18 protein-coding genes are annotated in these 20,299 nt (G+C 37.9%); 16 read left to right on the top strand and 2 right to left on the bottom strand.

The genetic code is table 11. The features are described 5' to 3' along the window. Window positions 1-31: 31 nt before the first annotated feature. The 15 genes from U8519_RS08190 (at window position 32) to U8519_RS08260 (ending at window position 17,103) form a co-directional block, all read left to right on the top strand. Window positions 32-232 (top strand): cold-shock protein, encoded by a 201-nt coding sequence (locus U8519_RS08190; protein WP_125566131.1) that lies wholly within the window; start codon window positions 32-34, stop codon window positions 230-232. Between the two features lie 146 nt (window positions 233-378). Further along, window positions 379-1,584, top strand: coding sequence for an MFS transporter (locus U8519_RS08195; RefSeq protein ID WP_334329830.1), 1,206 nt, complete (start codon window positions 379-381; stop codon window positions 1,582-1,584). Between the two features lie 178 nt (window positions 1,585-1,762). Next, window positions 1,763-2,314, top strand: coding sequence for a glycoside hydrolase family 73 protein (locus U8519_RS08200; RefSeq protein WP_334329831.1), 552 nt, complete (start codon window positions 1,763-1,765; stop codon window positions 2,312-2,314). A gap of 50 nt (window positions 2,315-2,364) precedes the next feature. Next, window positions 2,365-2,946, top strand: a complete 582-nt coding sequence (locus U8519_RS08205) for a xanthine phosphoribosyltransferase (protein ID WP_125589631.1) — start codon at window positions 2,365-2,367, stop codon at window positions 2,944-2,946. Between the two features lie 16 nt (window positions 2,947-2,962). Further along, window positions 2,963-4,093: an ATP-grasp domain-containing protein gene (locus tag U8519_RS08210; RefSeq protein WP_334329832.1), complete on the top strand. Its 1,131-nt coding sequence runs from the start codon at window positions 2,963-2,965 to the stop codon at window positions 4,091-4,093. 3 nt (window positions 4,094-4,096) lie between these two features. Continuing rightward, on the top strand, window positions 4,097-5,392 hold the full coding sequence (purB, locus tag U8519_RS08215) for an adenylosuccinate lyase (protein WP_334329833.1): 1,296 nt from the start codon (window positions 4,097-4,099) through the stop codon (window positions 5,390-5,392). Window positions 5,393-5,761: 369 nt separating this feature from the next. Further along, window positions 5,762-8,002 (top strand): DNA helicase PcrA, encoded by a 2,241-nt coding sequence (gene pcrA / locus U8519_RS08220; protein ID WP_334329894.1) that lies wholly within the window; start codon window positions 5,762-5,764, stop codon window positions 8,000-8,002. 21 nt (window positions 8,003-8,023) lie between these two features. Then, window positions 8,024-10,042 (top strand): NAD-dependent DNA ligase LigA, encoded by a 2,019-nt coding sequence (ligA, locus tag U8519_RS08225; protein WP_334329834.1) that lies wholly within the window; start codon window positions 8,024-8,026, stop codon window positions 10,040-10,042. A gap of 10 nt (window positions 10,043-10,052) precedes the next feature. Beyond that, entirely contained in the window at window positions 10,053-11,186 is a 1,134-nt protein-coding gene (locus U8519_RS08230; protein WP_334329835.1) for a CamS family sex pheromone protein, read from the top strand. A gap of 13 nt (window positions 11,187-11,199) precedes the next feature. After that, a complete protein-coding gene (gene gatC, locus U8519_RS08235; RefSeq protein ID WP_334329836.1) occupies window positions 11,200-11,499 on the top strand; it encodes an Asp-tRNA(Asn)/Glu-tRNA(Gln) amidotransferase subunit GatC in 300 nt (99 codons plus the stop codon). Continuing rightward, window positions 11,499-12,956 (top strand): Asp-tRNA(Asn)/Glu-tRNA(Gln) amidotransferase subunit GatA, encoded by a 1,458-nt coding sequence (gatA, locus tag U8519_RS08240; protein ID WP_334329837.1) that lies wholly within the window; start codon window positions 11,499-11,501, stop codon window positions 12,954-12,956. Before gatC ends, gatA begins: the two co-directional genes overlap by 1 nt. Continuing rightward, window positions 12,956-14,386 carry an Asp-tRNA(Asn)/Glu-tRNA(Gln) amidotransferase subunit GatB gene (gene gatB / locus U8519_RS08245; protein ID WP_334329838.1) on the top strand — a complete coding sequence of 477 codons (1,431 nt, stop codon included), beginning with the start codon at window positions 12,956-12,958 and terminating at the stop codon, window positions 14,384-14,386. Before gatA ends, gatB begins: the two co-directional genes overlap by 1 nt. A gap of 13 nt (window positions 14,387-14,399) precedes the next feature. After that, the gene (locus tag U8519_RS08250; protein ID WP_334329839.1) at window positions 14,400-15,386 is read left to right on the top strand and encodes a diacylglycerol kinase; all 987 of its coding nucleotides are present in this window, start codon (window positions 14,400-14,402) and stop codon (window positions 15,384-15,386) included. 74 nt (window positions 15,387-15,460) lie between these two features. Further along, window positions 15,461-16,816, top strand: a complete 1,356-nt coding sequence (gene rlmD, locus U8519_RS08255; RefSeq protein WP_334329840.1) for a 23S rRNA (uracil(1939)-C(5))-methyltransferase RlmD — start codon at window positions 15,461-15,463, stop codon at window positions 16,814-16,816. Between the two features lie 89 nt (window positions 16,817-16,905). Continuing rightward, window positions 16,906-17,103, top strand: a complete 198-nt coding sequence (locus tag U8519_RS08260; protein ID WP_334329841.1) for a hypothetical protein — start codon at window positions 16,906-16,908, stop codon at window positions 17,101-17,103. A gap of 531 nt (window positions 17,104-17,634) precedes the next feature. On the opposite strand, the gene U8519_RS08265 is transcribed toward U8519_RS08260, so the two are convergent. Further along, window positions 17,635-18,978, bottom strand: coding sequence for a sensor histidine kinase (locus tag U8519_RS08265; protein ID WP_334329842.1), 1,344 nt, complete (start codon window positions 18,976-18,978; stop codon window positions 17,635-17,637). A gap of 226 nt (window positions 18,979-19,204) precedes the next feature. Between U8519_RS08265 and U8519_RS08270 the strand changes: the two genes are divergently transcribed. Continuing rightward, the gene (locus U8519_RS08270) at window positions 19,205-19,465 is read left to right on the top strand and encodes a helix-turn-helix domain-containing protein (RefSeq protein ID WP_334329843.1); all 261 of its coding nucleotides are present in this window, start codon (window positions 19,205-19,207) and stop codon (window positions 19,463-19,465) included. Window positions 19,466-19,514: 49 nt separating this feature from the next. Here U8519_RS08270 and U8519_RS08275 read toward each other — a convergent pair whose 3' ends face one another. After that, window positions 19,515-20,294 (bottom strand): response regulator transcription factor, encoded by a 780-nt coding sequence (locus U8519_RS08275; RefSeq protein WP_334329844.1) that lies wholly within the window; start codon window positions 20,292-20,294, stop codon window positions 19,515-19,517. Between the last annotated feature and the right edge of the window lie 5 nt (window positions 20,295-20,299).

A 20,299-nucleotide genomic window follows, 5' to 3' on the forward strand; every position in this document is an offset into this window, starting at 1 on the left:
ACAAATATTAGTTATCAGGAGGAACAGTCTGATGGAACATGGAACAGTAAAATGGTTTAACGCAGAAAAGGGTTATGGTTTTATTACTCGCGAAGATGGTAGTGATGTATTCGTACATTTCTCAGCCATCCAAGGTGACGGTTACAAGACACTTGAAGAAGGCCAAGGCGTAACATTCGATATCGAAGATAGCGATCGTGGACCACAAGCTTCAAACGTCGTAAAGGACTAATAACAATTAAACTTCAAGGCCAACTCAGACGAGTTGGCTTTTTTAGTACCATTTTTGTTTACAATTTACATAAAATTTACAATCTTTAAACACAATCTCTACATTCAAATAATATAATCAAAGTTTAAATGTAAGGAGTGTTGTAGTTGCTTTTCGGTAGAGACAAAATACAGTGGCAGAAGAATTTTCAAGTTTTGTGGTTTGGAAGTATGATCACAGAATTAGGTAACGCTATGACCTTACCGTTTATTGTTTTATATATCGATACATTAGGGAATTTTACCAGTTCGGAATTGAACACGCTTGGTGCTTTAGCCTTTTCATTGACCTATTTAGCGAAGGCTATCGTATCGCCTCTCTGGGGCCGCTTAGCAGACCAAAAAGGCCGTAAGCTTATGTGCTTACGCGCTTCAGGAGTTATGACGTTAACGATATTTTTAGTTGGTCTTTCTCCAAACGTTTGGTTTTTGTTGTTCTTCCGTATTTTACAAGGTGCCTTCTCAGGTTATATCAATAACGCCAATGCACTGATGTCAGTTGAAGCTCCTGAAAGCATGCGCGGAAGGGTCATGAGCAAGCTAGTAACCGGGAGTATTACGGGGACTTTAATGGGACCACTGTTAGGTGGTGTATTAGCAACTCTAGTCGGCTATCGTGGAGCTTTTTTTGTCACAAGTGTTTTAATGGCGACAGTTTTTGTTACAACACTGTTAGGAGTCAAGGAAGACTTCGTCCCAGTTACTAAGGATAAGTTACAACCATTGATACCTGCTATGAAGCAAATAGGTGCGGGTTTCTTTGTAGCTTTATTCGTGTCATTATTGGCGATTCAAGCAACGACTAATGCCATCACACCGATGGTAAGTTTGTTCGTGAAGCAGTTACTACCGAGTACAGAGCATCTTAATTTGGTCACAGGATTTGTTTCTGCTGCACCAGGGTTAGCAACGATTCTAATGTCAGGTATCGCTGGCCGTATGATTGATAAGATGGGTGCTAAGAAGAACTTAATGATCTTTTTGATTTTGGCTATCGTGACTTTGTTTATGACGAGCTTGATTCAAAATGTCTGGCAGTTTGCCTCTTTACGATTTGTCTTGGGTATTGCGGATGCTGCGTTGTTACCAGCTATTCAGATTTTAACGGTTCAGATGGTACCGCAGTCGATTTTTGGTCGGGTATTCAGCTATAATCAATCAGCCCAGTCACTTGGAAGTGTGATCGGTCCCATGATGGCAGCAGGAATTGCTAATATCAGCGGTTATCGAAGTATCTTTATTTTTACAGGAATGTTAGAAGTAATTGCTTTGATCTGTTGGATCATCTATTATCAGAAATCAAAAGTCGATTAAGTTTACTTTGTCATATTATTGTCATATTTTTTTGTATCATATCAGCTATAATAGAGATTAATGACAAAAAAGGGATATTAAGCAATTGCCGCAAAAAAGGAGATACACAAGCCGTCGAAGTTCTCGGCGCCGAAAAAATAATAGTAATATATCTGTAATTACTTTAGTAATAGTTTTTGTGATAATTTTTGTAGGCTTCTTTGGTTATCGTCGCTATACACAATATCGTGAGGAGACGAGAACGGTTGAGATTCAGCAAGAACACAATACTTTTGTTAGTAAATTGGCTCCGTATGCAGTAACTTTGGGTAAGGAATATGGAGTTCTACCAAGTATTACCATCGCACAAGCAATATTAGAGAGCGATTGGGGTAATAGTACGCTCGCAAAAGATTATAATAACTATTATGGTGTAAAGGGTGATAATCCTGACAACACTAAAGTGTTACAAACTAAAGAGTATACAAATGGTCAATGGGTAACAATAAATGGCCGATTTAGAGTCTATTCAGATTTTAGAGAATCAATGAAGGATCACGCTGAACTATTAGTCAATGGGACAACGTGGAATTCCGAACAATACAAACAAGTTATACAGTCTAAGGATTATATTGACGCTGCTGTGGCACTGCAAACCGATGGATATGCGACTGATCCCGGATATACAAGTAAAATTATTCGGATTATACAAAAATATAATCTAAAAAAGTATGACGAAGGTATCAAGTGAAAATCAAAATATGATAGACTCTAATTATTCTATAAATGGGGGATAACGTAGTGAAAGAACTAGAGGAAAGAATCAAAAAAGATGGTCGCGTTTTAGGTAAGGATGTTTTAAAAGTTGATAGCTTTTTAAATCATCAAGTGGATCCAATGTTAATGGAAAAAATGGGTGAAGAATTTTATAACCGTTTCAAAGATGCTGGCATCAACAAGATTCTGACTGTTGAATCTTCAGGAATCGCTCCTGCAGTTATGACAGGATTAAAATTTGGTGTGCCAGTAGTATTTGCTAGAAAGCACAGATCAGTTACATTAAGCGACGATCTATATACTTCTGAGGTTTATTCTTTTACTAAGAAGACAACTAACCATATCAGTATTGCTAAGAAATATTTATCAAGTGATGATACAGTTTTGATCATCGATGACTTCTTAGCTAATGGTCAAGCGGTCAATGGTTTGAACACAATTATAGAAGATGCTGGTGCAACATTAGCAGGTATCGGAATCGTGATTGAAAAGTCTTTCCAAAAGGGAAGACAAATGATTGATAAAGCAGGAACTCCAATCTATTCATTAGCACGTATCAAGGCTTTTGAGAATGGACAAGTTGTTTTTGAACCTGAAAACGACTAATTAGGAAGGTGGATTTATGACTTTTATTGCGCCTGGTAAGACCCTAGGGATAATTGGCGGCGGCAGTGAAACTTATTTATTCGAATTGGAAGCTAAGAGGATGGGTTTTAGAACCATGCTTCTGACGACTGAAGAAGATGACATTGCCACACAAGCGGCCGACAATTACTTGGTTGGTGAATTAGAAAACATCGAGAATCTAAGTGAATTGGGCCATAGAAGTGACCTTCTTTTGTATATGGATGAGAATTTTAACAGTAGCCTGTTAGCGCAACTTGAAGCTCAATTCAATGTTGCTCAAGGCTCAGGACTTTTGTCCATCGTACAAGACAGGTATATTGAACGTACGTTGTTGAATGACTTGAACATCAACGTTCCACCGTTCTTTTCAATCGTAACGACTGATGATATCAAAAAGGCGATAGAGGAAATTGGCTTCCCATGTATTATGAAGCCTATTCAAAAGAATCAAACCGTTCTGAAGCGTCATATTCTGTACAACTATGATGATGTTGATAAGGTTACAGGGTTATTAGATAAGGGTACTTATATTCTAGAAGCCTGGATCGATACTAAAACCGAATATTCTATCATGGTAAGTAAGAGTAAGAACGGTAAGGTTCATACTTTCCCTATGATCAGAGAGATTTATGATGGTTCACATTTGATGAGTTCTTATTTGTTTAAGAAGAATAATCCAGATGTTGAAGCGGAGATGCAGAGGGTAGCTTTAAAAATTGCTGACAAGATAGATTATGTGGGCATTTTTGGAATTGGATTTTTGGTTTCACAAGCAGGCGTCTTATATGTGAAGAGAATTTTTCCAGGTATCAATTATTCAGCAAATGTTTATCAAGAAGCTACTGGAGTTTCACAATTCGAATTACATATTAGGGCTATTTGTGATTGGCCGATCCCTGAAATCTATCCAATGGTAAATGCGGCGACCTTGAAGATCATTGAGGGTAATTTGCCACAAAGTTTGGATCTATTACAGGAGAAGGCTCAATGGAAATTCAATTATTACACAGGATTTAAGGCGAAGAATGAAGCGGATCGGGATGTTGGATACATTTCAATCGTTTCTGACGACGCTGACGAACTAAAGGAAGATATCCTATCAACTAATATTTGGAGAGTAGAATAACTTATGATTGACAGATACGTAACTAAAAAAATGAGCCCCATTTGGACAGATCAAAATAGATTTCAAGCATGGCTTGAAGTTGAAATTGCAGCAACTGAAGCATGGAGTGAATTAGGTGAAGTTCCTGCTGAAGATGCGAAGTTGGTTGCCAAAAATGCTAAATTTAACGTTGATGAAATTAAAGAAATAGAAAAAGAAACAAAACATGATGTCGTTGCTTTCACACGTGATGTTTCACGTTACTTAGGACCAGAAAGAAAGTGGGTCCACTTTGGACTTACTTCAACCGACGTTGTTGATACAGCCTATGGTTACTTGATGAAACAAGCTAACGACATTATTCGTGAAGATCTACAAGAATTTTTAGAAGTAGTTAAGGACAAAGCTCTTGAATACAAAGATACCGTTATGATTGGACGTACTCACGGGGTTCATGCCGAACCAACTACTTTTGGTTTGGTCTTAGCTAACTGGTATTCAGAGATCAAACGTGATATTGAACGCTTTGACCACGCTGCAAAGGGTGTAGAAGCTGGTAAGATCAGTGGAGCTGTTGGTAGTTTTGCCAACGTACCACCTAAGGTTGAAGAATTAGTATGTAAGAAGCTAGGTATTCGTGCACAAGAGATCTCAACACAAGTTCTTCCACGTGACTTGCATGCTGAATACATCCAAACGATGGCTTTGATCGCTACTTCAATAGAGCGTTTTGCATTGGAAGTAAGACATCTACAAAGAACCGAAGTTCGTGAAGCAGAAGAATATTTTGCTGCCGGACAGAAGGGCTCTTCAGCAATGCCTCACAAACGTAATCCTATCGGTTCAGAGAACGTTACAGGTCTTGCACGGGTAATTAGAGGTCATGCCTTTACGGCCCTTGAGGACGTTCCTTTGTGGCATGAACGCGATATTTCTCACAGTTCAGCTGAACGTGTTATTATTCCGGATACAACCGAATTGTTGGATTATATCTTAACTCGTTTTACAAAGATTACAAAAGATCTAACTGTATTCCCAGATAAGATGATGGAAGATATGAATTTAACCCACGGATTGATTTACTCACAACGTGTAATGTTGAAATTGGTTGAATCAGGACTTAGTCGTGAACAAGCCTACGATATTGTTCAACCTAAGACAGCTGAAGTATGGGATGAAAAGAAAGACTTCCGTACATTGCTGGAAGCAGATAGTCGTGTGACTGACAAACTATCAAAAGCTGACATTGATGATGCCTTTGATTATCACTGGCACTTGAAGCATGTTGATGAAATTTTCAAGCGTGTTGGATTAGAATAAGTATGTTAAAAAGATATTTGCGTATGCAAATGTCTTTTTTGTTATCCTAGATTTTCCGCTTACTACGGTTATCAAAAGCGCCACTTTGTGCCACTTCTGTTATCCTAGGTAATGCTCAATTGTTCCCGTTTGTTGACACGCTCTAATTGAAACGCGCTTACAACAAACAACAATCTCCGCTTACTACGGCTACCAAAAGTGTCACTTCGTGCCACTTTTGTTATCCTAGGTAATGCTCAATTGTTCCCGTTTGTTGACGCGCTCTAATAGTATTATTGTCATTAAAAATTTGCTACAATGTAAAATAGATGTTTTTTGTTAAATGTTGATATATTAAGGATTTTAAGGAGTTAAAAATTGGAAGAAGCAATGTTAAAGGGTTTAAATACGGAGCAACAAGAGGCGGTTCGTACTACTGAGGGTCCTCTGTTGATCATGGCTGGTGCCGGAAGTGGTAAGACTCGAGTATTGACTCATCGTGTCGCATATTTGATCGAAGATAAAAATGTCATGCCTTGGCATGTTTTGGCTATCACTTTTACTAATAAGGCTGCTAAGGAAATGAAAGAAAGAATTGGAAAACTGTTGGATGAAGCAGCTGACGATGTATGGGTCTCAACTTTCCATTCACTCTGTGTTCGTATCTTGAGACGTGACATTGACAAAATGGGTAAATCCAGATCATTTACAATTTCTGATCCTTCTGAACAACGTACTTTGATGAAGCAAATTTTAAAGCGAATGAATCTTGATCCTAAGCAATATGATCCACGTGCAATTTTAGGAGCAATCAGCAATGCTAAGAATGACTTGCAGACTCCTGAAGTTTTTGCTCAAAACGCTAAGTCGCCATTTGAACAGATCGTGGCTAACTGTTACGACGCATACACTAAGGAAATGGAAAAGAACCAAGCTATGGACTTCGATGACTTGATCATGCAGACGAATATTTTGTTTGAACAATGTCCGGATGTCTTAGATTACTATCAACAAAAGTTTCAATACATTCACGTTGATGAATATCAGGATACCAATGAAGCTCAATACAAGTTGGTACAACAATTAGGTGCCAAGTATCGCAACGTCTGTGTTGTCGGTGATGCTGACCAGAGTATCTACGGTTGGCGTGGCGCTAACATGAAGAATATTATGAACTTTGAAGAGGATTATCCAGAAGCTACAACGATCAAGTTGGAACAGAATTATCGTTCAACTAAGACAATTTTGGATGCGGCCAATGAAGTTATCAGCAACAACACCGAAAGAAAACCTAAGGAATTGTGGACTGACAACGCTCAAGGAGCACCGATAGATTTTTATCGTGGCCAAAACGAATCTGACGAAGCCTTATATGTTATTTCACAGATCAGAGATTTGTTATTAAAGAATTACAATTATGGTGACTTTGCCATTTTGTATCGAACTAATGCACAATCACGTACATTTGAAGAGAAATTACTACAAGCCAATATTCCTTATAAGATCATTGGTGGACATAAGTTCTACGACCGTAAAGAAATCAAAGATATCATGGCCTACTTAAGATTGGTATCTAATCCTGATGATTCAATGAGTTTTCAGCGAGTTATCAACAGTCCTAAACGTGGTATCGGACCAGGTACGATTGAAAAATTACAAGCCTATGCGGATGAGCACAGTTGGTCACTATTAGAAGCAGCTGAAAACATTGAATTATCACCACTTGCAGCTAAACCTCGTAAGACTCTGGGAGAATTTGCTAAAGTAATTGATGACTTGGCAGAAGAAGCTAAGTCGGTTTCAATGACTGACTTGATGGATCATTTACTTGATAGATCAGGCTATGTAGATGATTTGAGAAATCAAAACAACCTTGAATCACAATCACGAATCGAGAATATTGAAGAATTATTGACGGTTACAACTCAATTTGACTCGTCATATGAACCAGATCCTGAAATTGACGAGACTCGCTTAGAATCATTCTTAACGGAATTATCATTGGTCAGTGACCAAGATGAATTAGAAGAGGATCAACAAGAAGTTACTCTGATGACATTACACGCTGCCAAGGGCTTGGAGTTCCCAGTTGTCTTCTTAGTCGGTATGGAAGAAGGCATCTTCCCACTTGGACGGGCAATGATGAAGCAAGAAGAATTGGAAGAGGAACGTCGCCTAGCATATGTTGGAATTACTCGTGCTGAGAAGAAGCTATACTTGACCAATGCTTACAGTCGTATGTTGTATGGTCGTATGCAGAGTAACCAAGTCTCGCGCTTCGTTGAAGAAATCGGTGATGATCATCTGAATTTTGTTAACAAAAATGCCGGTGGAGTTACAACTTCAAAGACTAACAAAGTTTCAGATTCAGAATTACCATTCGTTAAACGCCGCCGCCAATCAGCTTTTCATTCTAGTTACAAAGTTGACGCCGCTCAAAAAGCAAGCGGAGCACAAGGTGCTGAAAATATTAGCTGGAATATTGGTGACAAAGTAGAGCACAAGAAGTGGGGCCAAGGAACGGTTGTTAAAGTTAATGGTTCTGGTAAGAATGCTGAGTTAGACGTTGCCTTTGATAATGAAGGTATTAAACGTTTATTAGCAGAATTTGCTCCGATTAAAAAAGCCTAATAATTTAAGAGGTGAAAAAACATGGCAGAGATCACTAAAGAACAAGCTAACGAAGAATTAGCTAAGTTGCGTACTAAACTGAATGAATATCGTGAAGCTTATTACACTAAAGATGCCCCGGAAGTTGAAGATAATGTCTATGATCAACAATATAATCGCTTGTTGAAATTAGAAGCTCAATTTCCTGATTTGGTAACATCAGATTCACCTTCACAATTAGTAGGTGACGTTACTTTGCCAGACTTTAACAAAGTAACCCATGATATTCCTATGTTATCGATGGGGGATGTTTTTTCTGAAGCAGAACTAGCCGAATATAATGAACGAATCGAAAAAAACGTTGGTAAAGAAGTAGATTACAATGTTGAATTGAAGATCGATGGATTAGCTATTTCATTAGTGTATGAGAATGGTGTGCTAGTTCAAGGCTCGACTCGTGGTAATGGAACTATCGGTGAGAATGTTACTGAGAACTTAAAGACGATCAGTACGGTTCCACAGAAGTTAAGTCGTCCGTTAAGCTTTGAAGTTCGTGGCGAATGTTTCATGTCTAAGAAAGAATTTTTGCGTTTGAATGAAGAACGTGAAAAGGAAGGCCTTCAGGTATTTGCTAATCCTAGAAATGCGGCGGCCGGAAGTTTACGTCAACTTGATCCTAAAGTTACTGCTTCAAGAAAACTTGATACATTCATGTATACGATCGTTACTTTTGATGACTTAAACGTCACGACTCAAAATGAAGCTCTTCAGACTCTTGAAGAATTAGGATTCCATGTTAATCCAACTGCTGAAGTGACAAAAGGCTTATCAGGAGTAAAGGAATACATTGAACGTTATGGGGATGTCCGTGATGATTTGGATTACGGAATTGACGGGGTCGTTTTGAAGGTCAATGACTTATCCACACAACGTGCACTCGGTAATACAGTTAAAGTTCCACGGTGGGAAATTGCCTATAAGTTTCCACCAGAACAAGCTGAGTCAGTCGTTCGTGAAATAACTTGGACAATTGGTAGGACCGGAGTTTTGACACCGACAGCAGTAATGGATCCGGTACAGTTGGCTGGAACAACGGTCGCTCGTGCAACCTTGCATAATGAAGATATGATCAAGCAAAAAGATATCCGAGTTGGTGACACAGTCCTACTGCATAAGGCTGGGGATATTATTCCGGAAGTATCGCAGGTTGTTTTGGACAAGCGACCAGAGGATTCAGTTCCAGCTGAGATTCCAACGCACTGTCCATACTGTGGATCGGAATTGATTCATTTGGAAGACGAAGTAGCTTTGCGCTGCATCAATCCCAAGTGTCCTGCTCAAGTAAAAGAACAATTGACACATTTTGCTTCAAGAAATGCGATGAATATCGACGGTTTGGGTCCAAAAATCATCGAACAGTTGTATACTAAGAACTTGATCAAAGATGTTGCTGATTTGTATAAGTTAACTGCTGATGATTTGGCAACTCTTGATGGCTTTAAGGAAAAATCAATTAATAATTTGTTAACAGCAATTGATAACTCTAAGGGTAATTCAGTAGAAAGATTGATATTTGGTTTGGGCATTCGTCATGTCGGTGCGAAAGCCGGCAGGATCTTGGCTGAAAGTTTTGGCAACCTTGATAACTTGATGAAGGCTACTAAGGAAGAAATCTTAGAAGTTAATACTATGGGAGATATTATTGCTGATAGTATAATCATGTATTTCTCTAATGAAGATGTTCAAAACTTGATTAATGAATTGAAATCAGTCAATGTTAATATGAATTTTGTTGGTAGTTCTAATTCAAGTGAAACAAATTCACATTTTACTGATAAAATAGTGGTTATAACTGGAACATTAATGAATTATAAACGTTCAGAATTGACCGAATTGTTAGAGAACTACGGTGCTAAGGTCACAGGATCGGTAACTAAGAAGACCGATATTTTGATTGCCGGTGAAAAAGCCGGAAGCAAATTGACCAAGGCTCAACAATTAGGGACGCAGATAATTGATGAAGCAACATTATCTGATTATTTAGATGATGCGAAGGAGTAGGAGAAAAGTTTTGAAAAAATTCGTAAAAGCTACAGCACTGTTACTGATGTGTTCGCTTCTTTTGACTGCTTGTGGTAATTTGCAAGATTCAAGTTTGTCATCTGGTAGTAGCGACAGTGGTAAGAGTACTGTTCAAACAGCCAGTTCATCTGACTCTAGTTCTTATGACGTCTTAATGAGTAATGGAAAATATAAAACTAGTTCGATTTCAGGAATTACTGCGGCTGATAATAATAATCAGTTCAATAGCCGTAGTTTTGAGAGTGGACTTTTGGATTTGTCTAAAAAAGAATTTTCCACAAATTCCTATGTTTTCCAGGAAGGCCAAGTTTTATCATCTTCCACCGTTACCGATTGGCTCGGTCGTAAGTCTAAGAGCAATTCAACCGGATTGAATCCAGCTTCAAATGGTTCGACTAGTCCAACTAAGAGAGCACCAATGTATTTCCAACAAATGCTTGAAGAAGACTATCTTCAAAAGCAAGATGGTAAATACAAGTTAGCTGGGATCTCGATCGGTATTGCAATGAATAAGATCGACTATTACCAAAAGAAACAATATGGAGCAACGTATAGCACGACGATCTCTAAAGAAGAACAAAAGGCCGAAGGTGAGCGTGTAGCTAAAGAAGTTGTTAAACGCCTGCGTAAGATGAATAAAGTCGGTAATGTTCCGATCGTTGTTGGTCTGTATTCAGTTGCCCCACAAGATACTTTGGTTGGTGGAACTTATTTCCAATACTCAGTAAGTAAGAGTGACGAATTAGGTAGTTGGAAGGATTTGAATTATAAGAATCAAATGTTGCCAACTGTTAATAATGACACACCAATAAATAGTGGTGACTCGGATGCCTTCTCTAACTTCAAAGATAATATTCAAGATTACTTCCCTAATATTTCCGGTGTAACTGCACAGGCACATTATGATGGGACAAGCTTGAAGTCAATGGATATTACCGTTAATACACAGTTCGATGGTTTAGCTCAAGTTTCAAGCTTTACCCAATTTGTTCAACAGAGTGCATCGAAGTATCTACCGTCCGATGCTGATCTAGATATTAATATTCAGACTGTAGATGAACAACAATCTGTCGTTACGAGAACGAATGGCAAGTTCTTCTCACACGTTTATAATGCAAATTAAAAGGAGAAATTTGATGATTTCAAAAGACGAAATTTTACATGTTGCTGAATTAGCAAATCTAAAATTAAAAGATGATGAAGTCGATAACTTTGTAAGTCAACTAGGTAAGATCGTTGATATGGAAAGTAATTTGGCTAGTGTTGATACTGATGGTGTAGAACCAACATATAACATGGGTGATACAAGTACTACCTTCCGTGAAGATAAGGGCATCCATACTCAAACTAGAGAGCAAATGTTTGAGAATGTTCCTGATTCTGAAAACAATTTGATCAAAGTACCAACAATTGTTGATAAGGAGGACGACGAATAGTGAATTACTTAAACGAAACTATCGATTCATTACACAAGAAGTTGTCTGATAAGGAACTAACTTCAAAAGAACTAACTGAAAAAACATTGAACGGGATGAAAGATAAAGAAAAAGATATTTCTGCTTTTATTACTGTTAATGATGATGCAACAAAAGATGCTGAAAAAGTTGACCAAGAGGGTATCAATGGTCCATTATCAGGTATTCCGATCGCAATCAAGGACAATATTGTAAGCAATGGCATCAAGACTACTGCTGCAAGTAAGATCCTCTACAACTTTATGCCAGTTTACAGTGCGACAGTTTTGGAAAAATTAGAAGCTGCTGGTGCTATCAACGTTGGTAAGACAAACATGGATGAATTTGCTATGGGTTCATCAACTGAGACATCTTTCTTTGGTGACACTCACAATCCTTGGGACTTCGATAAAGTTCCTGGTGGATCTTCTGGTGGTTCGGCCGCAGCCGTTGCTTCTGGTGAAGTTGTTGCTGCATTAGGTACTGATACTGGTGGTTCAATTCGTCAACCCGCTGCATTCAATGGTATTTTTGGAATCAAACCAACTTATGGTCGTGTATCTCGTTGGGGTGTTATCGCCTTTGCCTCAAGTCTTGATCAAGTTGGTGTAATGTCAAAACGTGTTGAAGATTCAGCTACTGTTCTTTCAACAATTGCTGGTCATGATGATCATGACAGTACTAGTTCGGAGAAGGAAGTTCCCGATTATCGTGCCAATTTGAATAAGGATATGACAGGTGTAAGAATCGCCGTTCCTAAGGAATTCTGGCATGAAGGTACTAATCCTGAAGTTATTAAGCAAATCAACGCTGCAATCGAAACTTACAAGAAGCTCGGTGCTACAGTTGACGAAGTCAGTCTTCCTGCATTGAAGCACGCGGTTGAAGTTTATTATGTACTTGCTTCCAGTGAAGCATCATCTAACTTACAAAGATACGATGGTGTTCGTTATGGATTCCGTGCTAAAGACGTTAAGAACATCAAAGACTTATTTGTAAATTCAAGATCCGAAGGATTCGGTAATGAAGTTAAGCGTCGTATCATGTTAGGTACATTTGCCCTATCTGCTGGTGCTTATGATGCTTACTTCAAGAAAGCTGCACAAGTTAGAACCTTGTTCATTGAAGAAATGGGCAAAGTTCTGGAAGATCATGATTTGATCATGGGACCTTCAACAACTACAACAGCCTTCAAGATCGGTGATAAGATTGACGATCCTCTAGCAATGTATATGAATGATATTTTGACTATCCCTGCTAACTTAGCTGGACTTCCAGCTGCATCTGTTCCTGCAGGTTTAGCCGATGGTATGCCAGTTGGTCTACAAATCATGGCAAAACCGTTTAATGAACAAGCAATCTTTAATGCTGCATACGCATTACAAGAAGAAAACAAATTCTATGAAAAAATACCAACTGCATTGAAGGGGGAAGACTAATGAATTTTGAAACAACTATTGGTCTAGAAGTTCACGTTGAATTAAAGACAAAGTCAAAAATGTTTAGTCCTTCACCAGTTGCCTATGGTGCTGAACCAAATATCAATACCAATGTTATTGATTTTGGTTTTCCAGGAACATTACCAACTGTTAATAAAGAAGGATATCGTCTAGGTGTTATGGTGGCACTAGCATTGAATGCACAAATTGAAAACCATACTCACTTTGATCGTAAAAACTATTTCTATCCAGATAATCCTAAGGCTTATCAATTAACACAAAGCGACAAGCCACTGGCTCACGATGGTTATATTGAAATCGAAGTTGATGGCAAGAAGAAAAAGATCGGTATCGCTGAACTTCACGTCGAAGAAGATGCTGGTAAGAATACCCACGGTAACAACGGATATTCATACGTTGATTTGAACCGTCAAGGTACACCACTTATCGAAATTGTTTCAAAGGCTGACATGCATTCTCCTGAAGAAGCATATCAATATCTAGAAAAACTTCGTCAAATCGTTCAATTTACTGGTGCTTCAGACGTTAAGATGGAAGAAGGTTCAATGCGTGTTGATACTAATATCTCTATCACACCAGTTGGATCAGATACTTATGGTACAAAGGTCGAATTAAAGAACCTTAACTCATTCAACTACGTCAGATTAGGTCTTGCCTATGAAGAGAAGCGTCAAGCTGCTATCTTAAAGAACGGCGGTAAGATCGAACAAGAAACAAGACGTTTTGATGAGAAGACTGGCGAAACTGCATTGATGCGTGTTAAGTCCGGTGCTGACGATTATCGTTACTTCCCAGAACCAGATCTTCCTGACTTTGAGATCAAGCCAGAATGGATCGATGAAATCAAAGCACAATTACCAGAACCAGCCGACAAACGTCGTGCTAGATATATCAATGAATTGGGAATTCCTGAATATGATGCAGGAGTTCTTACTGATACTAAGGAAATGTCAGACTTCTTTGATGAAGCTGTAAGTTATGGTGCTAATCCAAAACTTGTTTCTAACTGGTTGATGGGTGAAGTTAATGCCTTCTTGAACGAAAAGAAAGTTGGCTTATTAGATACTAAATTGACACCAGAACATTTATCAACGATGATTAAGTTGATTTCTGATGGAACTATTTCTTCTAAGATTGCTAAGAAAGTCTTCAAAGAAACCATCAGTAATGGAACAGAGCCAGAAGGATGGGTTAAAGATAAGGGTCTTGTTCAAGAATCAGATCCTGCTGTATTGAAGCCAATGATCATGGAGATCTTGGACAACAATCAACAATCAATTGATGACTTTAAGAATGGTAAAGATCGTGCCGTTGGTTTCTTAGTTGGACAAATTATGAAGCAAACACATGGACAAGCCAATCCTAAAGTTGTTAACAAAATCCTAATGGCCGAGCTAAATAGTCGTTAGTGAGGAGAAGTATATGCGAGCAAGGTTGATTTATAATCCTACATCAGGTCACGAAACACTGAGAAACAATGTGGGAGACATCTTAAATGTTTTAGAAAAAGCTGGCTATGAAGCCAGTGCCTTTCGTACGACTCCAACTAAGAATTCAGCTCAGACTGAAGCTAATCGTGTAGCAAAAGAAGGCTTCGATTTAGTAGTTGCTGCCGGTGGTGACGGAACTATCAATGAAGTAGTCAATGGTATTGCCGGTTTGGATAAACGACCAGAATTGGCCATTATTCCAGCAGGAACAACTAATGACTATGCCCGTGCCTTAAAAATACCTCGTGATGATGTAGTTGAGGCCGCAAAGGTTATTTTGAAGAAGCAAAAGTTACCAGTTGATATCGGAAAAGCTGGCGATAATTACTTTATCAATATTGCTGGTGGTGGCTCCATGACAGAGCTCACCTATGAAGTACCTTCAGCGTATAAGTCAATTCTTGGTTACTTGGCATACTTAGTTAAGGGTGCAGAAATGTTGCCTAGAATCAATCCGATCGACATGCATATCGAATACGATGATGGTGTATTCGATGGAAAGGCCACAATGTTCTTAATTGGTCTAACTAATTCAATCGGTGGAATGGAACAAATTGCTCCTAATTCAGTTATTGGTGATGGCACTTTCTCATTGATCATTGTCAAAGAAACTAATCTTCGAGATTTAGTTCATTTGATTGCCTTGGTCTTGAATGGTGGACGTCATGTTTATAATCCTAAGATCATCTATACTAAGACCAAGAAGTTGAGCGTTAAGGCTAATGATGATAATCGCATCATGGTCAACCTTGATGGAGAGTATGGTGGGGATGCTCCGATGGAATTCACCAACTTGCATGCACACCTCAATATTTACGCTAATGTAGACTCAATTCCTCTCAAGGCAATCGACACTTCATCGATGGATGAAAAGGATGCTGGAGAAAAGATCATTGAAGAAGAGAAGAAATTAGATTAGAATATAGAACTATGAATAAAAGGGAAGCTGAGAAATGAGTACCAGCTACCCTTTTTCTATGCAAAGGATGAAATATGGAAAAACCAAATATAAAAAAGAACGACAAGTTAGAATTAACGATTGAAGATTTATCATACGAAGGTAAGGGTGTTGCTAAAGTTGATGACTTTACATTATTTGTAGACAACGCTCTGCCTGGCGAAGTAGTTAATGCAGTGATCTTAAAGGTTGGTAAGAGTTATGGCTTCGCCAAAGCTCTAGATATCATCAAGAAGTCGCCATATCGTGTTGAAGACATTGATAATGTCTATGTCAGAACCGGAATTGCTCCCTTAAGTCACTTGAAATACTCAGAACAATTGAAATTCAAACAAAAACAAATTCAAATTGATTTTCAAAAAGCGGGCTTGGATATTGACGTAAATGAAACTCTTGGTATGGATGATCCATTCCATTATCGTAATAAGGCCCAGGTACCTGTACGCCAAATCAATGGCAAGTTAACTTCAGGTTTCTATCGCAGACATTCACATGAATTGATTCCAATGGAAGATTACTTGATTCAAGATCCTAAGATCGATGCTGAAATCAAGCGTGTTCGTGATATCTTACGTAAGTATAATGTCCGTGGCTTCGATGAAGCTAAGAACAAAGGCCAAATTCGAACAATTATGGTTCGCCGTGCTTATTACACTGGTGAAATGATGGTAGTGCTAGTATCACGTGTTCGTGATATTTCACATTACAAGGCTATTTCAGAGGAAATTATGGCTAACGAAGAAGTTAAGTCACTTTATCTAAATATCAATTCCAAGGTAACGAATGTCATTTTGGGTAAGGAAATGATGTTACTAGCAGGTAGTCCTTATATTGATGATGAGATTTTGGGACATACTTACAGAATTTCACCACGTTCTTTCTACCAAGTTAATCCTACACAGACACAACGTTTGTACAAACTAGCTGTTGATAAAGCTGAGTTAACAGGCAAAGAGAATGTTGTCGATGCTTATTCAGGTATTGGTACGATCGGATTATCATTGGCTGACAAGGCTAAGCACGTTACTGGTATCGAAATGGTCGAGGATGCTGTTAATGATGCTAAGCAAAACGCCGAGATCAATGGAATCGAAAATGCGGACTTCATTGTTGGTAAGACTGAAGCAGTTTTGAATGACTGGGCCAAGGACAAGAAGAAGGTTGATGTATTGATGGTCGATCCTCCTCGCAAGGGATTGGCTAATTCATTGATTGAGTCGATCAATAACATCAAACCGAAGAGTATCGTCTATATCAGTTGTAACCCAGCAACATTAGCTCGAGACTTGAAGTTATTGAGTGATACATACGAAATTGGTGACGCAACACCAGTTGATATGTTCCCAATGACAAATCATATAGAATCTGTAACAAAATTAACTAGAAAATGATCAAAAGTGAGATTAAGGCTATTTAGCCTTGACCTCACTATTTTTTTACTTCAAAATATAGTTAGAAAGTAATTCTGAGGGGGATTATCTTGGGACGTATATTTGTTGCAGTTGCAATGTTAGTTATTGCATTCTGGAGATTATTTGCTTCAATTGGATACTTTACTATACCTAATGAGAGCGTATCCAAAAAAATATTTATATTTGATTTATTAGCATCTTGGTATGGTTTTGTCGGCGGATCAATGTTCGTCGGCGCCATTTTGATGCTTTTAGAAGTCTTTTAACTTACAAATTTATGTAAGCGCTTTAGCTAAAGCCTGTGGTTGGGATGCTGCTTCCAGTCAGCAGTAATTCCATCTGTGGGCGGGACCGATCTGAGCCAAAAGGTGGTCTCAGATCTCGCTTTCTTGCTTTGCAAAAACCGCAAATCAATCAAGACGTCCAGTGATGTAAATGAGGAGAACCACCGCATTAACACCACTTTCGCCACGGATTCCATTACTGCTGACTGTAAGCTGAATAATCAGTTGTATAAAAAAATAGAGTATCACTAAAAAAATCGTGATGCTCTATTCTGGCTTTTATTCATTAAATTACTTTAGTCAAGTAGGTTAAATATCGAAAGTAATAAAAATTAGCAGGAGATGGCCAACAATGGAATCCGCCGTGATAGTTTACTTAGCGATTTATCGCTTAGTAAACTGGACGACTTGGAAGACTACAGGCTTCCAAGCGAGTCTTAAGACGAAGACTTAAGAAGGTCCCAAGGCAGATGGAATTGTTGGCCATCTCCTGCGGCAATAGAAAGAAAAAATTTATTTTTGCAAAGCTATCAAAGTTATCATCAAATGATGATGGCTTATTTGGGTATCAGTAAACAGATCATTGGAAGAATCAGTGATATTTTTTATGTTGGCTAAGCCGTAACCTTGATGATTCTTCTTAGTCGAATAACCACTTTTGAAAATCTGATTGATATCAATATTACCATCGATAGCATTATCGACTGTGATCTCAAGTGTGTCCGCTGATTTGATAAATGCACAGGTAATTACTTTGTTTTCTATATTTTGTACATACTCAATGGAGTTATCTAATAAAATCCCAATGATGCGAATGATCGAAAGATCATTCTTTTTTATTTCATAATCCTGATCAGTTAGCTCAAAGTTCAGTTTGATTCCTTTTGACTTTGCCATGAAATATTTTTGGGTTAGTAAACTCTGAATAGGTTTGCTTTTTATAGCTTGCAGCTCCACTAAACTGTGTGTTTGCATGTTTTCAAAACTATTTTGCTGATGCATCAATTCATGATAATATCGTTTTATTTCTTCAGAACTTTGATCGTCCACGACTTGTCCAAGTGAGAGCATAATATTTTGAAAATCATGCTTGAACTTGCGAAGATCCTCATTTTGTTGCTGTGAACTGATTAGATAATCGTCCATTTGCTTGAAACGCAAAGTGGCTTCGCTGGCTTCCTTTCGCATAGTGAATGATTGGATAAAAATAATAGTTTGCCAGTAGGTAGAAATAGTTAAAATTGTAAATATCAATAATATTCCCATCTGTGTTAGGGGACTGACTTGTTCAATATCACTGATGACTAGGATGACCATGAAGGCTAACAGTAGTGCGAAGAGCATTACAAACACTCGCTTACCTAATTTATAGCGGATGATATTATTGCGAACTTGTTGAATCTTTAATTCATAGTGATAGATGATCGAGACACAGATACAGAGCAAAACAAAGTTTATCAGTAGTGTGATTGGGGCAAAGATGTTCTGATATTCCTTCATTGCTGCCGTAGTCCAACGGTTACTCATGAAGTAAATAATAAAACTCGCCAAAAAGGTACTTAAACTAAAAAGGGTCAACTGAATATTAGCTGCTAATATGATAGAAATACCATTATTATAATTTATTCTGTGTGGATGGCTGCGGAGAATATGGACTCCTAATAAGGCCAGAACGAAGAAGAGAATGAAGGAATTGTTTGTGTATAGACCCAATACCCCAAAGGCAGTCGATAAAACCAAATCATTGATCCAGTAATAATATTTGAATTCATGCATGAAAAAATGAACTAATTGCAGTGTGGCGAATAGGATAAAAATATTTCCTAATGGACTAAGATTGGTTTTAATATATATCATGACAGGTGTTTTGCCTCCTTTCGAGTCTATATTTTAATGAGCATTGATAACTAAATAATTGTAGAGATATTTTGTTGGAATGACAAGATATTAATAATTACTTTTATTTTCTTACGTTTATATGCGCTTTTTTTACGTTTATAATTTTTTTGTTCAGATAAAAATTATTATGAAATAATAATATTATTACGTATAAAAAAGGATATGAGAATTGGGGTATTTTATCATGAATAAAAATATTCATTTTGGTGGAAGCCTACAATTGGGAGATAATTTGAGGATTCTTCGTAAAGAGCGTAATCTTTCTGAGCGTGAAGTTTCTAATCTACTTCATGTGGATATAACTACTATTTCAAAGTATGAGCATAATACTAGAACACCTGATATATACACGATGATTAAGTTCGCTGATGTCTACAATGTAAGTTTAGATACATTAGTAGGGCGAGAAGACAGAGAATACGAGGAAAGAGAATCTGAAGCCTAGATTTTCTTAAGAACCTGATTGAGGATCAATTAAAATATTAAAACAGGACTCACTTATTGTGGGGTCCTGTTTTTTGTTTTTTGACATTTCTGTCTTCAAATTTTTCTAATAGTTCGCGACCTTTTCGAAATGAAACTTTACAAGTAGAGTTATCGATAAAAGTTAAAATACGACTGTGACTGTCATAAGTGACAGCATTCTCGAGGTTGACGAGATAGCTGCGATCGCATCTGAAGAGGTTTTGATAAACTGATTCAATAGAACTGAGCGATCCTGAGAAGGAACTGCGTTGATTTTTGGTTATTAGAGTTACTTGCCCTGGAGCAGTGGTTTCGGTGAAGAGCATAATAACATCGTTCATTAGTACGTTGAAGAAACGACTGCCGATGCGATAGTTGAATAGGTTCTGTGAATGATGAGCAAAATTGTCATAGTAATTTTGAGCCAGTGCAATATCGTTGTTGATACTCTTTTTGATAGAATCGATACCTTTGTTTTTCAAAATAAAGTCTAGTGGGGCGATACGTCGTTCGAGTGTAACTAATGACAGTTCATCATGGGTCGTTATAAATACTATTTGAGCCAAAGGAACTTCTTTTTTGATTCTCTCAGCAGCTTCTAGTCCAGCGGTATTGTTATCTCCGATTTCCATATCTAAGAAAAAGATTCCCTTTTCGGGGGCAACACAGGAGCTGAACAATTCTTCAGTTGTAGCGGTGGCCAGTACTAATTTCATATGAGCATCATTGATCATTATGCTGTTATTTATAAATTCAATGTAATTTTTACGTTGGACATCATCGTCTTCCAACAAATAGATCGGTAACATTCTGG

This window comes from Companilactobacillus sp. HBUAS59699 (assembly GCF_036913575.1).
Classification (GTDB): Bacteria; Bacillota; Bacilli; order Lactobacillales; family Lactobacillaceae; genus Companilactobacillus.